Raw genomic sequence first — 16,871 nt, 5'->3', positions numbered from 1 at the left:
ATGCTTTAAAATCCACTAAGTTTGACGGTATAATCAATTATAAATCTGGGTAGGGAAGCAGCGATGCAACTGATGTAACCAATGCAAAACCATAGTTTAACATCTCCACTGACTTTTCTGACCAGATTGTATTATTTACTGTTTAATTCGTGTAGAAATTTATGAACAACCTAAAAATTGTTTCTTTGTATACCATGTTGAGCGTTGCGCCAACTATGTTATACGCCCAAGGGAAAATTACGGGGCAGGTCTTGAATAAAGCCAATGAACCTATCGTAGGTGCAAGTGTGATTATTGAAGGCGGAGGTAGGGGGACCTCAACAGACAAATCAGGGAAATTTGAACTAAATGCCAGTAAAGGTATGCTTGTTGTATCATTTGTCGGATACAAAACCTACAAAGCACCCTTGAATGGAACGACAAATCTTGTGATTCTGCTGGAAAGTGATGATCATGTTTTGGAAGATGTGGTGGTTGTAGGTTATGGGACACAACGAAAAGCAACTGTGACGGGATCTATTTCGGAAGTAAAAGGAAAAGACCTTGTTAAAAGTCCACAACCAAATTTGTCAAATTCGCTTGCCGGCCGCTTTTCGGGCGTGGTGATTAACAACCGCAGCGGAGAGCCTGGATATGATGGCTCGTCGATTACTGTGCGTGGGCAGGCGACTACTGGAAGCAACGACGTTTTGGTTGTTGTGGATGGTGTGCCTGGACAAATAGGCGGTTTGGAACGCCTGGATCCGAATGATATCGAAAGCGTTTCGGTGTTAAAAGATGCTTCCGCTGCTATTTATGGTAACCGCGCTGCCAACGGAGTTATTTTGGTAACCACCAAACGTGGAAAAAGTGGTAAGCCAACGATTACGTATAGTGGTAACCAGGGTTTTAGTTCACCTACAAGGCTGCCAAAAATGGCTGATGCGGTGACATACGCCATTTTACGCAATGAAATTGCCTACGGAAATAGTCCTGCTGGTGGAATGAACCAAATTTATTCAGAACAACAGCTCCAGCAATTTAGAGATGGTTCTGATCCGCTTTTGTATCCAAATACTAACTGGGCAGATGTTACTCTGAAGAAGACGGCTTTACAAAATCAGCATAATCTCTCTGTTGCCGGTGGCACGGAAGATGTACGCTATTTTATGTCTTTAGGATCTGTCTATCAGGACGGACTATACAAAAAGGGGATCACCAAATATAAACAGTATAATTTTAGAACAAATTTAGATGCTAACATCACCGATCGGTTTAAAGTCGGATTGTCTCTATCCGGGCGGCAGGAAGATCGGAAATTTCCGATTGCGTCGGCTGGCGACATCTTTCGCTCGATTTACCGTGCTTACCCTACTGTTAGTGCTTATTATCCAAATGGGTTGCCGACTCGGGGAATTGAAGGTTCTAACCCCGTGTTGATGGTAACAGATATCGGCGGAACAGTAGACAACCCAAAACAAGTTTTCAATGGTATTTTAAGAGCAAGCTACCAACTTCCATGGGTAGGAGGACTATCGGTAGACGGTTTCCTTTCGGTGGATAAATCAGCAAATTTCGGGAAAAATTTTAGTGTTCCCTATGTTTTAAATAACTACAATCAGGCTAAAAACACTTATGAAGAATCAATCGTGGGCGGGAATAATAACAAAGCTACTTTAACCGAATCGCATACAAATGAATCGCTGATTACAAGTAATCTTAAACTGAATTTTGACCGAAAATTTGGTGAACATGCCGTCAATGCATTTATTGGATATGAGCAAAGTAAACGTCATTTGGAATATTTTGATGCACAGCGTTTTAACTATCTCTCTACTAAATTGCCCGAATTGTCCCAGGGTGGATCCGCTTCCACGGATTACCTGAACTCAGGTTATAGTACGAATTATACCCGGCAAAGTATCATTAGCCGTATAGCCTATAATTATGACGAGAGATACTTGTTTGAGGGACAGCTTCGTGCGGATGGATCTTCAATTTTTCCTGAGGGTAAAAGATGGGGATATTTCCCTTCTGTATCAGCGGGATGGCGTATTAGCAAGGAAGATTGGTTTGTAGAAAATGTAGGCTTTTTTGACGATCTGAAGATTAGGGCTTCTTACGGTACGCTGGGGAATGATAATGTCAATGGATTCCAGTATTTTGATAATTATACCCTCGTAGGGAATGGCTTGGTCGCTCTTTTAAATGACAAAAGCCAGATAAGTCCAAATGTTAAGTTGGCAAAATTGGCAAATCCAGCTATTACTTGGGAGGTATCCAAGAAGCTGGATATTGGATTAAACGCTCAATTCTTAAAAAACTTCAGCTTAGAAGCGATCTATTTTCAACAGAAAAGATCCGATATTTTAACGACCCGTAATGCTTCTATCCCTGCAATTTCCGGTATTGTAAACCCTTACGATGCAGATCCACTCGTTCCTTCTGAGAATATCGGTAAAGTGAATAGTGAGGGGGTTGAAGCGACACTAAGCTATCAAAAGTCGGGCGATTTTAGTTGGGGAGCGTCCGGTAATTTTACACTTGCCAAAAGCAAAATCATCTTTATCGATGAAGCCGATGGTACATTGGATCATCAGCGCCAGACTGGAAGGCCGCTGGGTACGTATCTTTTATATAACGCAGTGGGTTTAAATAGAACTGCGGCAGATCTTGCGGATTCTCCTCAGGCTCCTGGTGCTGAGGTCGGCGATTTAATTTATGAAGATTACAATCAAGACGGAAAGATCACCGCTGATGATATGGTACGTACCAATTACGGTAATATTCCACAGATCACTTATGGTTTCAGTTTGAATGCTGCCTACAAAAATTTTGATGTTGCGGTTTTGTTTGCCGGACAGGCAAAAGTTAGTCAGCACGTGCTCCCTGAATCCGGCACAGTAGGCAACTTTTACAGCAGTTGGGCGGATAATCGTTTTAACGAAGTGAATAATCCTAGTGGAACCTATCCAAAAGTCGCTGAACGAGCTTCTTCAGCGGTCAGTGGCGGATTGTATAACAATACATTTTGGTTGAATAACGCATCTTTCTTGCGATTAAAAAATGTAGAAATAGGTTATACGCTTACAAGTCAAGCCTTGTCAAAACTGAAATTGGGCGGGCTTCGCTTCTATATGAATGGGTTCAATTTAGTGACGTTGACCAAAGTGAAAGACTATGATCCCGAAGGAAGTAATGGCAGCGGCCAGTTTTACCCGCAACAACGAATCATTAATGTAGGCGTAAATTTAAAATTCTAAGGAGGAAGATAATCAATGAAATCTTTAAATAAATATATCGTGTTATTGGCCTTGGGAGCAACGATTTTCTCGGCTTGTAATAAAAATCTATTGGATGTCACCGCTACGGATCGGATCTCGACTGAAGCGATAGAAACTGATACAGCCGTTTTGGAGGCATTTATCATCAATAAATATATCGGCGAGCGAATTATATCAAATGAAGCAGATGGTACCAATCCGGGCTTTGGTCGGGGATTTGAATACGCGCTATGGTCTTCATTGACTGACGAATCAATGTATACCAATGATGACAATACTTGGCTTATTATACGAGGACAGCTTTCTCCCGAAAATTTAGGTACAGCAGGTTCGCTCTGGGCACGCAGCTACCGTAGTATAAGGGAATGCAATTACGCTAAAAAGGTGTTGGCAAATATTCAGATGAGCACATCACATAAGCGTCAACTCGAGGGTGAACTGCAATTTATTCGTGCGTTTCGTTATCATGATCTCATTCGAAACTTTGGTCGGGTTGTTTTGATGGGCGATACCGTGTATGGTTTGAAAGATGATTTAACGACAGCGAATTTGTTTCAACGAAAATCAATTCAAGAAGGAATGGACTATGTCATTCAGGAATTGGATGATGCCATTGCGAAATTGCCTAAGGACAATAACGATGCAACATGGGTGACCGGCAGGGCTACAAAAGGTGCGGCTATGGCGCTAAAATCAAGACTGTTATTATACGCGGCAAGTCCACTCTATAATGTTGGTTCTTGGGCAGCTGCTGCCCGAGCCGCACAGGATCTGATAGTGCTTAACAAATATAGTTTGTATACTGGTGGATATCAATCCTTGTTTTTGACAGATCGTAATCCTGAAACTATTTTCGCCCGTTATTATACAAAGAATGCGAACCACGTGCACCTAGAAATTGCTAACGGACCAAATGGTTATGGTGGTTGGGGGGGAAACACGCCTTATCAAAATTTGGTCGATGCCTATGAAATGAAAAATGGAAGAGCTCCTTTTAATCCGGATGGAACTATAAATACTGCTTCCGGATACGATCCCAATAATCCTTACGACAATCGTGATCCACGTTTTGACGCGACGATCTTATATAACGGTTCCATGTATAGAGGAAGAGCTATCGAAACCTTTACGCCTGGTGGGCAAGATAGCCCGCAGGGAAATGATAACTGGAATACGTCAAAAACAGGGTATTATCTACGTAAATTTATGAATGATGCTTATCCATTGCAAAATCCTTGGGGAAATGCAGGATTTCAGCCGTGGAATTACTTCCGTTACGCCGAAATTCTATTGAATTATGCAGAAGCTGCGAATGAGGCATATGGTCCGGATGTAACTCCTACTGGTGGCAATTTAACTGCTAGGCAAGCTTTGAACCTGGTTCGTACAAGACCCTCAGTAGAAATGCCCGAAATCCCTATTGGGCAATCGAAAGATGAGTTTAGACAGCATGTGCGTTATGAGCGTCGGGTTGAACTGGCGTTTGAAGAACATCGTTTTTACGATGTAAGACGTTGGAAAATTGCCATGATTACAGAAAACGTGGCAGCATACGGGATGACAATTACAAAGGGAAGTAATGGGCTTACTTATACACGAAAAGAGGCATTATCCGGCCGCCGGTTTGAAGAAAAACATTATTGGCTTCCAATACCGCGTTCAGAGATTTTGTCCTCGAACGGACAACTGGAACAAAATCCCGGTTATTAATGTTAATTTATTAAAAAATGACTTAGTAGATGCGCTAGGTTTCCTTTTCGGGACCAGTGCGTCTTGGTCATATTACGAACCCTTTACTAAATTATTTTATACATGCGATTTACAATTATAATATTTTTATGGATGAATATAGCTTCATCGGTATACGCACAGGAGTATAGGCGTGGGCCAGCCGAGAAGGATTTTTCAGGCTACCTGTTTGCTTACTTCAAAGGGAACGCAGTAGCGGATGAAGCAGTCTGCTTTGCTATCAGCACGGATGGCTATACCTACCGGGCACTTAACGACAATCGTCCCATTCTGGATTCGAAGACCATTAGCAAAACTGGTGGCGTAAGGGATCCCCATATTCTCCGCGGGGTGGATGGCAAGACATTTTATATGGTGCTTACCGATATGACCTCTTCAAAGGGCTGGGATTCCAATCGCGGGATGGTCTTGCTGAAATCCAACGATTTATTGCATTGGGAGCATCGGACAATTGATATTCAGCAGCGTTTCAATGGACATGAAAACCTGAAGCGTGTGTGGGCTCCCCAAACAATATTTGACCCCGCTGTTGGAAAGTATATGGTGTATTGGTCCATGAAACATGGGGATGGTCCGGATATTATCTATTATGCCTATGCCAATAGGGATTTTACGGATTTTGAGGGCGAACCACAGGTACTGTTTCTTCCTAAAAATCGTAAATCATGTATTGATGGAGACATTATCGAAAAAAATGGCTTATTTTACCTGTTCTACAAAACGGAGGGCCACGGCAATGGAATCAAACTGGCCATGACTGACGCTTTGACCTCGGGGAAATGGATTGAACAGCCAGGTTATAAACAACAAACCAAAGATGCAGTGGAAGGGTCCGGCGTTTTCAAATTGAACCAGTCAAGTCAATATATCCTGATGTATGATGTGTATGGGAAAGGAAAATATCAGTTTTGTATTTCCGATGACCTTGATCGTTTTAAGGTGATTGATCACGAGATCACGATGGATTTTCACCCTAGGCATGGGACGATCATTCCGATTTCGAGGCAGGAACTCCGCCATCTAACTTCAAAGTGGGGCACACCAACAGGGATGCCGCTGGCGCAAAAAAAGAATCCGATATTGGATGGTTTTTATGCGGATCCCGATGTCCTTTATTCCAATAAGACTAAAAGGTATTATATCTATCCGACTAGTGATGGCTTCGACGGCTGGGGTGGTTTTTATTTTAAAACTTTCTCCTCCTCGGATCTTATAAACTGGCAGGATGAGGGGGTAATTTTGGATCTAAAAAGAGATGTCCCATGGGGGCCACGAAATGCCTGGGCCCCTACAATCGCAGAGAAAAAAGTAAAGGGTGATTATCGATATTACTATTATTTTACTGCTGCGCAAAAAATAGGTGTTGCGGTATCCGATCAGCCAACAGGGCCATTCCAAGATTCCGGAAAACCGTTGATTGATTTCAAACCCGAAGGCGTAAAGGGCGGACAGGAGATTGATCCGGCGGTGTTCAATGACCCTAAGTCTGGTAAAAGCTATCTGTATTGGGGGAATGGTTATCTCGCTGTTGCCGAGCTCAACAGGGATATGGTGTCCATCAAAAAGAATACAATCAAGGTATTGACGCCTGATAAAACATTTCGGGAAGGCGTGTATGTTTTCTATCGAAATGGACTTTACTATTTCCTTTGGTCGGAAAATGATACCCGTAGCGAGAATTATCGGGTACGTTACGGGACTTCCACTTCGCCCTATGGTCCGATCATTGTGCCAGAGAAGAATTTGATTTTGCAAAAGGATCCTACGAAAGGCATTTACGGTACCGGGCATAACTCGGTTTTGCAGCTGCCAGGTACGGATGAATGGTATATTGTCTACCACCGTTTTAACTATCCCTATGGTATCGGAATGGGGGATGCAGCCGGCTTCAATCGGGAAGTATGTATGGATCGTCTATATTTTGATTCCAATGGCCAGATCGTACCAGTCATCCCAACACATTAATCATATCAACCTATACTACAACGATAAATGAAAACATTAATTAACACTATTGCGATCCTATCCGCATCGGTTTTAATAGGCAGAAGTAACCTGTATGCCCAACCGGGCTTTGGTGTGGCTCAGCGTATTAATTCAGATTGGTTCTTTCATTTGGGCGCTAAAGGAGGCGCGAAGGATATTAAAGATCTGGATGACAATGCCTGGAAACCCGTGGTGCTGCCTCATGATTGGGGCGTGAAATATCCACTGAGCCCAAACCTGGCCAGCGCCACAGGATATCTGCCAGGCGGTATTGGTTGGTATCAAAAGCAGCTCACAATACCTGTTGAGAATCAGGGGAAAAAGATATTTCTTTATTTTGAAGGCGTCTATAATCGGAGTGAGGTTTTTGTCAATGGAAAATCCGTCGGTAAACGTCCTAATGGCTATGTATCTTTTTCTTATGATATCAGCCCGTATATAGCATTTGGCAAAGAAAATACCATAACTGTTAAGGTAGATCATAGTCAAAATGCAGATTCACGCTGGTATACAGGATCGGGGATCTATCGTGATGTATGGCTTGTGAAGGCCAGTCAATTACATATAGACCAATGGGGTGTATATGCTTATCCAGAACTGAAAGGAGGCGAAGGGATTCTTAATACCGAAATTACTATTGTCAATAGTTCTACAGCGGCTAGCCCAATTACTGTGCAGCAAGAATTGATTGAGGCAGGGGGAAAACTCGTTTCAAAAAAATCAAAAAAACTTGGTATTCATGCTGGGGACAAAGAAACTGTACAGCAACAATTAAGGGTTAAAAATCCGAGTTTGTGGAGTTTGGACCAGCCTATACAGTATACGTTGCGTACGACACTATGGCAAAATGGGAAACAGATTGACCAGTCCGAAGTAAAGACTGGCTTTAGGACATTTACTTTTGATCCCAACAAGGGCTTCGCTCTAAATAACGAATGGATGAAGGTGAAGGGTGTCTGCCTACATCATGATGCTGGTGTGCTCGGGGCTGAGGTCTATACCGAAGTCTGGAAACGCCGTTTGCTCACTTTAAAATCGCTGGGTGTTAATGCCATCCGTACGAGCCACAACCCGCAGGCCTCCTCGTTATACACGTTATGTGATGAGCTTGGCCTATTGGTTATGGATGAAGCATTTGATGAATGGGAATTTCCGAAACGAAAGTGGTTACAAGGTTGGAATGTGGGTACGCCAGGATTTGAAGGTGCGTATGACTTTTTTGAAGAATGGGGGGAGCGGGATTTGGCGGATATGGTCAAAAGGGATAGAAATCACCTTTCTATTTTTGCCTGGAGTATAGGTAATGAAGTTGACTATCCAAATGATCCTTATTCGCATCCGATACTAAACGGTGAAAAAAAAGACGGCGGCTTTACACAGGCCTCTTATGGAGGGTATAAAAAGGAGGCACCAGATGCGATGCGCTTGGGAGATATTGCCAAACGCCTGGTTACCGTGGTGAAAAAATACGATCGAAGCCGAGCGGTGACAGCCGGTCTAGCCGGTGTCGAGATGTCCAACGAGACTGCCTACCCAGGAGCTCTTGATATTGCCGGTTACAATTATACCGAAAGCCGTTATCTTGAAGATCATCAGCGCTTTCCAACTCGTGTGATCTTCGGCAGCGAAAATAGACATGATCTGCCTGCGTGGCTAGCTGTACGTGACAACATGCATATATTTGGCCAATTTTTATGGACCGGGATCGACTACTTAGGGGAATCAGGACGCTGGCCTTCGCGTGGGTCTTATTCGGGACTATTGGATTTTGCAGGCTTTATCAAGCCTCGAGGGTATTATCGTCAGTCTTTGTGGACGGAAAAACCCATGGCTTATTTGGGAACTTACCCATTGGGAGGGGGGAGCGGTGTGTCTGACCTTTGGACAACCTCGGAATCGGAACAGCGGCCACGAAAGAATGAAAACCCTTCGATGGATGCGTGGCCGATCTGGAATTATCAGGATGGCCAGCTGATCCGTGTGGTATGTTATACCAATAGTGCTGGAGCTCGGCTGGAACTGAACGGCGATATTGTTGGCGAAGAGAAAAAATACGATGCGAAGACAGGGATCATCTTTTGGGATATTCCGTATAAGGCAGGCAAGTTGGAGGTTGTGGGGTCGGATGCAAACGGAAAACAGGCTGTCCGCCATGCTATTCAATCTAGTCAGCGGCCAGCTTCCATCCAAGCGGTAGTAGTGGAAGATCAGCAAACTAATGTGGGTGCTGTTGTTCAGATTGCTATACACATTGTAGATGAAAAAGGTATTCCCGTAGCTTTATCTGACGATGAGGTCACCTGTGATGTGGTTGGAAACGCACGCCTACTTGGCTTGGAAGCAGGAAACAATACAGATATGGGCGATTATACGGATAATAGACAACGGGTTTACCATGGTAAAATGATGGTGTATGTTCAATCTTTAGGCAAATCGGGAGATAAAATCAATCTTCGATTTACTTCGCCATGGCTGAAAACAGCTACCGTAGCTTATGTTATCAATTAATGCTCCGATCAATCTGATCGGAGCGTCCGTATTTCTAGGATTTTATGAGTAGGGGACGTTGATGTCCCCTTAATTTTAACTTCTATTGTAGAAGTATTGGAAATTTCTTTTGGAAGTTCAATCTGTATGGTTTTAACTTCTAATTGATTGCCTTTGTTTTTTAACGTTTCGACAAGGATTCCATTGACCAAAATTTCGGTATTATGGAAAGCGGTGTCTGTCATAAATTTTAACAATAGCGTGCTATTGTTTGTATTTTTCATCTGGTAACTGAACCAGCCCTTGGCTTCACGCCAACGAGTATCTTCCGTTACGCCGGCGTTGCTATTTTCTTCACGAAAGAAGTGATCTGACTCAGGTTGTTGTTCACCAGGAGTCACCTTGTCAATAGTAATAGCCGTCAAGGCCAAGCTTTCGCGTTCATCGCGATCGATTTTCTCTTGTTGTTCCTGAAGTTGTGCTGCTGTTGCCTGTGGCCAATATAGAATGTATCGGCTATCGTGGATACCATAGAAAGGTTCCAATTCCATTTTAAGGCTATCTTTACCCCGACGAAGTCCGTTAAGCGTGAAGTGTAACGGTTTGGATGAGATCTGATGCACGAGCGATGGAATTGCGTCGGGATGGGTTGTCAGAATAGGAACATCACGCAAAGGAATTTGCTTGCCAGAAGCAATATGCCCCATCCGGCTGTCGTCAGCCTTGAGTCCCCGTAAATCTTCTGTACCTGAACGGGCTGCAAGTACAATGGGGCCACATAATATACTGAAATAATTACTTTGATCAGGTAACTGTTCGACATGGATGCCCATTGGCAGTTCCATTCGTAACAGATCTCCAGGCTTCCAAGTACGTTTTATTTTGAGATGTGTTGCCGTAGAATCGGTAACTGTATAGGGGGTTCCGTTAATTGAAATAGTTGGTATGGCAGTAAGCCAAGTAGGTTTGCGCAGGTACAACGTAAACGCACGCTTCCGTTGCGTATTTATTTTCAGCGTTGTATAAGCTTCTTTTGGAAAGGTGTTGTCTTGGATAATCTCGACACCTTTTTCTCTCCAATTTAATCGTGAGGGAATAAAGAGATTGACGTACAACTCATCGTGTTTATGTGCATATATCATCTCACCATATTTGGCGTGACTTTCCATTCCCGAACCTACACAGCACCACATGCTTGTTTGGGGCTGTGAATAAACGCGATAATGTCCGGGACGTATTTGTGTAAAATACACGAATCCGCCATGTTGGGGATGTTGGGTGGACAGAATGTGATTATATAATGCACGTTCATAAAAATCCAGATATTTACCCTGTTGGTCTGTCCGATACAACATTTTTGTCAACCGCAACATATTATACGTATTACACGTCTCAGGTCCTTCGATGCTATGGATCATTTTGGAGAAATCGTCGATCGGATTAAAATGTTCACTGACGCTATTTCCACCAATGGCAATCGAGCGATGTTGTACAACATTGTCCCAAAAGTAACGTACTGCTTCGGTCAGCTGCTGATCATCAGAGAGCTCAGCAATCCTTCTGAAACCAAGGACTTTTGGGATCTGCGTATTGGCATGTAATCCCGTTAATTTATCACGGTGTTCCATGAGTGGCGTTAAGATGGACTGGTGACTGAATTTTCGCGCAAGTTGGAGGTAGCTGGAATTTTGGGTAATTGCGGCGACATCTGCAAAAACCTCGTTGAGTCCACCGTGTTCGCTACGTAACATATCCTGTATTTGTGCTTCAGACAATTGAGAAACCAATTGTACAGCCCAGTCTGTCATGCTAATCAGCATGTTTTTAGCGGTCTGATCCGCGGTCAATAAGTAGGCATCACGTAATCCGGCATAAGTTTTATGAATATTATAAAGCGGAACCCACTTGTCATTTAGGCTAAAGGTGCCTGATCGAATATTACCTTTTTGAATTTCTTCCCAAATAAGTTTACCCCCAGGTACTCCGCCAATATATCCATTCCCGTTGGCATCCTGACATTGTTTCAGATTGGAAATCATGTAATCAAGTCGTTCTTTAATTCGGGAATCGCCAGTTGATGCATACATATAGGAGAGAGCAGAAAGATAATGGCCACCTATATGTCCATCCAAACCTGTGTTTTCCCAGTTCGTATAGGAGTCTTTCTTAGTGGGTAAACCGGCTTCGCGCATAAAGGGGGCTAATAGGCGATCTGGATCCATTTCAAGTAAATACGATAGATCGAGCTGCTCAGCCTGCTTAAAGGGGCTGGGCAATAATCGGACATCCTCTATAGCGAAATAATTCAATGATTTGGAAATTTGTGCATATAAGGGCAGGCTAAAAGTTGTCGCAAAAATAAGATGGAAGAGGCTACTTTTTAATTTCATTTTATTGCAATTTATAGTCTATAATCAGCATTTAGAAAGCATGCTTTTATTTGGTTAGCGATCTGACGAAATGTATATTGACCGACATATCAAAGATATAAATTAGGTTACATTTATTAAGTGTTTTTTTTACATTTATTTAATATGTGTTCAACTTTCCTTTTGAACAGTTAATTCATAAACAGCGTTTTGAGGAAATCATCTTTCTATATAGTGTGCGCTACGTATTCCTATTCGCCATAAAAAAACACCGGTAGCTGTAAAATTTATTGAAATAGCTCGTTTTTTGAAACAATTTCTGATTACATATTGTCTTATGGTTAATTGAACGATTAAAACATGTACTTATGAAAAGAATAATTCCTTTTACTTTAATGTCGAGTTTACTAGTACTCGTTTCTAGCTGTGCCGCGATAGAAGGCATATTTAAAGCCGGTGTTTGGTCCGGTATATTAATGGTAGTGGTTGTAGTAGCAATTATTATCTGGATTATTAGCAAATTGTTTGGTGGATCTAAGTGATATAAATAGATCGCTAATTTATTACGGGCAATAAGCACTTAAATCTTTTCAACTAGATATTTCCAGTATCGTTTGGGGACATGTCTTAAATGCAATTTCAAATTCTTCCGGGATTCGATAGTAGTGCTTTTAAAATAGGTCTTCCAAAGGTGCTGGAATTCTTTTTCTTTGGGATCGAGGTCGACTTCAATGCAATTAGGATCCTGAATATCTTGTCCATGATGGGATACTTCGTGTACGGTGCGTCCGTTATAATAAAAACCATAATTGCGCCGAATATCATAGATCAGCCATTGCTGATCGGCGAAGCGGTTCCTGAAAAAATCGATAACAAGTGGAATAACATTAAAATCTGGTTCTACAATAGCGGTATAAAGGTTGTCATGGGATTTGACAAATCGTATAAATGCTTTCATCCTGTGCCTCTCCCGGCTTATTTTCTTAATGCTTTGATGTAGGCGAAGCAAGTCTGGTCTACCATAATTTTGCATGTCCAGATGCTGCGATTTAAACAGCTCCACGATAAGCCGAAATCCGTTCGTCCATTCCAATGAATTATCGACTAGAAAATTATGATAAAATAGCTTTGCATTATGTTTTCCAATTATTTTCTCCATCCCTGTAACGATACGCGAAGCTTTCTTTGAACAGCTGGAGATCTGACGTTTCTCGGAAAAGATATTGGCTACCATTAATTGTTGTGTTGTCGGTATAATATCGAATTCTTTTCGTTCAAAAGCTTCAAAAACACAGCATAAATAGCCGCAATAACTTCCATCGAAAATATAGTTCATGAAAATAGTGTTAATTGCGTTTGCGAATTGATTAACTGAGGCCGGGGATTATATTCAAGAATGGATTTTTTGATCTGCTCGGGATAGTGAAATCCGGCGCTCACGATGCTGTCCTGGCAAATCATAAAGTATTTGGCCCTATTAAAAGCAATCCCGAGTTTACGCAATTGAAATTCTTTTAATTTTCCATATTTGCGTGCCTGCACGATTTTATTTGCAGATTGTCTTCCTATTCCTGGTATTCGAATAATCCAACTATAATCGGCGCTATTGATATCGATCGGAAAAAACTGAGGATTTCGCAACGCCCACGCCAGCTTGGGGTCTATATCCAATTCAAGCTGCTGATGCTTGTTGTTTAGGATCTCATTCAAGGAGAAGCCATAGAACCGTAATAACCAGTCTGTCTGATACAATCTGTTTTCACGTATCAACGGTGGGGTAGTACCAATTTGTGGAAGGCTGCTATCCGTTGCGTTGATCGGTATATAACCTGAATAATAAACCCGCTTAAGCTGATAATCCTTATAAAACTCATTGGCAGTCTGCATAATCTGTAGGTCTGTTTCCGGGGTGGCACCGATGACCATCTGTGTACTTTGACCTGCTGGGACAAATAGTGGAGCTTTTTTATCAATCTTCTTATGCTGTTGGACGTTGAGGATTTCATTTTGAACAATTCCCAAAGGCTCACGGACCGATTTATGATCCTTTTCCGGAGCGACAAGCTTTAATCCTTCTTCTGTGGGAATCTCCAGATTGATACTCATCCGATCCACATAAAGTCCTGCCTCCTTTAATAGCGACTCGCTGGCTCCGGGAATAGCTTTTAGGTGAATATATCCATTAAACCTTTCTTCTGTCCGAAGTTTTTTTACCACTAGCATTAACCTTTCCATCGTATAATCCGCAGATTTGAAAATACCGGAGCTCAGAAAGAGTCCTTCAATATAATTCCTGCGGTAAAAGTTCATCGTCAGATTGACCACTTCCTTGACTGAAAATGCTGCGCGTTGGACATCATTGCTACGCCTGCTGACACAAAATGAACAATCGTAAATGCAGGAGTTGGTCATCAAAATTTTCAACAAAGAAACACAACGCCCATCTTCGGTGTAGGTATGGCAGATCCCACTCGCTGATGCATCCCCGACGCCGCCGTTATTTTTTCGTTTTCCTCCGCTCGAGCTGCAACTAACATCATATTTTGCTGCGTCAGCTAAGATCCTCAACTTCTCATCAAATCCGAACATAATTAATATCTTAATAATAGTGGTAAAATTACTAATTATTTTAGTATTTAACAATAAGAGCGTATAAATATAAAACTTCATAGTATCCCGCTAGCTGAACTGATTGGCGGTAATATTATGTTACTAATACATGTTTTAAGTATTTCTTTGTGTGGATACGTTATAATATTTCGCAAAATGCCTAATAATGCATCCTCCCTTTGGCTGGCGAACTTTAATGATTTCGCTTATTAGACTATTCGCTAATTTCACTCTCTGATGTCAATAAAGGGTTAAAAGTTAATTGAACCATTTGGAACGAGCAGTTGTTCAATAATAAACAATATACTATGGCAGAGAAAAACATAAACAATCAGGAAGCATTGGATAAGTTGAAATCGATTGTAGATCAGATCGACGTGGGCACAATCTGCTCTTTTGGTAAGGGATCCATCTATCCGCATGGTGTCCCGATGAGTAGACAAGAAGTGGATAATCAGGGAAATATATGGTATGTATGCTCTGCGCAAAGCGACACGTATAAGAATATTGAGAATGATCCACGGGTTTCGGTCTTTTATGCTGATCCCAAAAATTACACCTTTTTAAGTATTAATGGTACAGCTAAGCTGTCCAGAGATCAGGCTAGGATCGATCGTTACTGGAACAAAATGATGGAAGGTTGGTTTGAAAAAGGGAAAGAAGATCCTAACATCAGATTGTTGTGCGTATCTCCTCAGGAGGCACATTATTGGGATTCAAATTCGAACATGGTTGTTAACCTCTTTAACATGTTAAAGGCAACGCTAACTGGAAATATTGAAGATATTGGAAGGGAGGGGGATTTAAACCTCTAAACCAGATCTTAAAATCAGCGCATCTTCGATACTGCTTCTGAAAGAAGTACAGACCTTTAAAAAAGTTCAACCGGAAAAGAATATCCACCAGAAGAAGAGATCTAATCCTTGGACAAAGAGAGCGAAAAGTCTATTTAAATTGTTATGTAGACTTTTTGCTCTTATATCGGTTTTTTAACTGATTTCGTGGTGCGTAGCTATTTAGCTGAGGCAGAATGGTGTAACTGCGAATTCGTGTAGCCCCGAAAAAGTGGTTGGATTTTAAAATATTCGCTATACGATTTAAATATATATATGATGAGATCAGCAATTGCTTATTTAGTTTGTATATTTGGTCATACTATATTGACCAAAATATTGATATTATGAAAGAGAAAGAACTGAGTGAATTGACCGATCAAGAATTATTAGAAAGGAAAAAGAAGCAAAAAAGTAACAAACTGATCAATGCTGTTCTTGTAGGGTTTTGTGCCGGGGTGATTGTTTACGGTATTGCTAACAAAGGGATCACAATTTTTACATTTATGCTACTCGTCATGGGAGCTTGGGCTTTTATGCGGTGGAAGAAAACGGATGAAGCGCTCGACAATGAGCTGAAATCTCGAAACCTCAGTAATAAATAACTACGAAAATGACAACACCGAAGCTTTCACGCTTCGGTGTTATGAAGAAGTTTTGCTACTAACTGGAGCGACGATTACTTATAATGAAGCATTGTCGCGCAGCATTTTTATCGTGTCGTGCGCTTCGAGCTGCTTGTTTAGCTGTATAGTCAACACATTTTTAACATTAGGCGATAGCTCGTCAGTGTCCTCTTCAAGCACTTTTTTATACGTTGCTTTAAAAGCGTCTTCACCTTTTTCACAGCTCTCCAGCAGGCTTTTTTTATCGTTACCAGTGATATTAACCTTGATACTCATCCACGCTCTAAATAGCTTTCCGCTCAACATCGTGCTATCCGTAGGTTCTTTTCCTTCCAGTTCTAAATAAGGTGTCAACTCTGCGATAAATGTTTCCGACTGCTCGATATATTTTCTAAAATCTGGTTCCAATTCATGCAGACCATGGCTGTGTGCCAATTCGATTGCTTTATTATAACCTTCGATCCTATCGTTATTGATCTTGATAATATCATTGATGATTGCTGGGTTATTAATGTTATTTTCCATATTTAATTTTGATTTATTTCTAATAGAAAAACATACCGATAGGCCGCTTCGTTTGTCAAGGATGAGATTCACGTATTTAACCTGTGTTTACGTATTTGTATCATCCCCCGATGACTGTATTTTTAAACGTTAATTTCGCCTGAAAGATCAGGTTCATCATTATTATTTTTTTTCTCCTGATCGGCTTGAGCCTCTTCTGGGGTATGAGTGCGATCATCTTTAATACCGGATAAATCCGTATTGGGGTCTTCATTGTCTTCTTCAGTATCTGCTATACGATCTTCTTCGTCTGTCGAGGAATATCCTTCGCTCGGTTCGGTAAGGTCGGGACTGGGTTCCCTTGGATCTGGATTGGGAATAGTGGCCATGATAAAGATGAACATACCTGGATGCACAACTTGTCGGTTAATGTGTGTTTTCATA

General features: G+C 41.6%; 11 protein-coding genes. 6 read left to right on the top strand and 5 right to left on the bottom strand.

Annotation, left to right across the window (positions count from 1 at the left end; translation table 11 throughout):
• Positions 1-161 precede the first annotated feature (161 nt).
• The 4 genes from HPC41_RS14875 to HPC41_RS14860 all read left to right on the top strand — a co-directional run bounded on the left by HPC41_RS14875 (position 162) and on the right by HPC41_RS14860 (position 9,506).
• Positions 162-3,242, top strand: a complete 3,081-nt coding sequence (locus HPC41_RS14875) for a SusC/RagA family TonB-linked outer membrane protein (RefSeq protein WP_172394746.1) — start codon at positions 162-164, stop codon at positions 3,240-3,242.
• A 15-nt stretch (positions 3,243-3,257) separates the two neighbouring features.
• Positions 3,258-4,973 carry a RagB/SusD family nutrient uptake outer membrane protein gene (locus HPC41_RS14870; RefSeq protein WP_172394745.1) on the top strand — a complete coding sequence of 572 codons (1,716 nt, stop codon included), beginning with the start codon at positions 3,258-3,260 and terminating at the stop codon, positions 4,971-4,973.
• 132 nt (positions 4,974-5,105) lie between these two features.
• Positions 5,106-6,977 carry a glycoside hydrolase family 43 protein gene (locus tag HPC41_RS14865; RefSeq protein ID WP_246250674.1) on the top strand — a complete coding sequence of 624 codons (1,872 nt, stop codon included), beginning with the start codon at positions 5,106-5,108 and terminating at the stop codon, positions 6,975-6,977.
• Positions 6,978-7,004: 27 nt separating this feature from the next.
• A complete protein-coding gene (locus tag HPC41_RS14860) occupies positions 7,005-9,506 on the top strand; it encodes a glycoside hydrolase family 2 TIM barrel-domain containing protein (RefSeq protein ID WP_172394743.1) in 2,502 nt (833 codons plus the stop codon).
• A gap of 8 nt (positions 9,507-9,514) precedes the next feature.
• Here the strand turns inward: HPC41_RS14860 and HPC41_RS14855 are convergent, their stop codons facing one another.
• The 3 genes from HPC41_RS14855 to HPC41_RS14845 form a co-directional block, all read right to left on the bottom strand.
• Positions 9,515-11,875, bottom strand: coding sequence for a glycoside hydrolase family 127 protein (locus tag HPC41_RS14855; protein WP_172394742.1), 2,361 nt, complete (start codon positions 11,873-11,875; stop codon positions 9,515-9,517).
• Positions 11,876-12,434: 559 nt separating this feature from the next.
• Positions 12,435-13,190 (bottom strand): TIGR03915 family putative DNA repair protein, encoded by a 756-nt coding sequence (locus HPC41_RS14850; RefSeq protein WP_172394741.1) that lies wholly within the window; start codon positions 13,188-13,190, stop codon positions 12,435-12,437.
• On the bottom strand, positions 13,187-14,443 hold the full coding sequence (locus HPC41_RS14845; RefSeq protein ID WP_172394740.1) for a putative DNA modification/repair radical SAM protein: 1,257 nt from the start codon (positions 14,441-14,443) through the stop codon (positions 13,187-13,189). Before HPC41_RS14845 ends, HPC41_RS14850 begins: the two co-directional genes overlap by 4 nt.
• Positions 14,444-14,772: 329 nt before the next feature.
• Here HPC41_RS14845 and HPC41_RS14840 point away from each other — a divergent pair, with 329 nt between their 5' ends.
• Together HPC41_RS14840 and HPC41_RS14835 are read left to right on the top strand one after the other, a co-directional pair.
• The gene (locus tag HPC41_RS14840) at positions 14,773-15,279 is read left to right on the top strand and encodes a pyridoxamine 5'-phosphate oxidase family protein (protein WP_172394739.1); all 507 of its coding nucleotides are present in this window, start codon (positions 14,773-14,775) and stop codon (positions 15,277-15,279) included.
• A 365-nt stretch (positions 15,280-15,644) separates the two neighbouring features.
• Positions 15,645-15,902, top strand: a complete 258-nt coding sequence (locus tag HPC41_RS14835; RefSeq protein ID WP_172394738.1) for a hypothetical protein — start codon at positions 15,645-15,647, stop codon at positions 15,900-15,902.
• Positions 15,903-15,980: 78 nt separating this feature from the next.
• Here the strand turns inward: HPC41_RS14835 and HPC41_RS14830 are convergent, their stop codons facing one another.
• Both HPC41_RS14830 and HPC41_RS14825 read right to left on the bottom strand, forming a co-directional pair.
• Entirely contained in the window at positions 15,981-16,448 is a 468-nt protein-coding gene (locus tag HPC41_RS14830; protein ID WP_172394737.1) for a PA2169 family four-helix-bundle protein, read from the bottom strand.
• 122 nt (positions 16,449-16,570) lie between these two features.
• Complete coding sequence (locus HPC41_RS14825; RefSeq protein ID WP_172394736.1) at positions 16,571-16,870, bottom strand: hypothetical protein; 300 nt, start codon at positions 16,868-16,870, stop codon at positions 16,571-16,573.
• Between the last annotated feature and the right edge of the window lies 1 nt (position 16,871).

This window comes from Sphingobacterium prati, assembly GCF_013167215.1.
GTDB lineage: Bacteria > Bacteroidota > Bacteroidia > Sphingobacteriales > Sphingobacteriaceae > Sphingobacterium > Sphingobacterium prati.
This window is presented reverse-complemented; position numbering and strand designations above follow the sequence as displayed.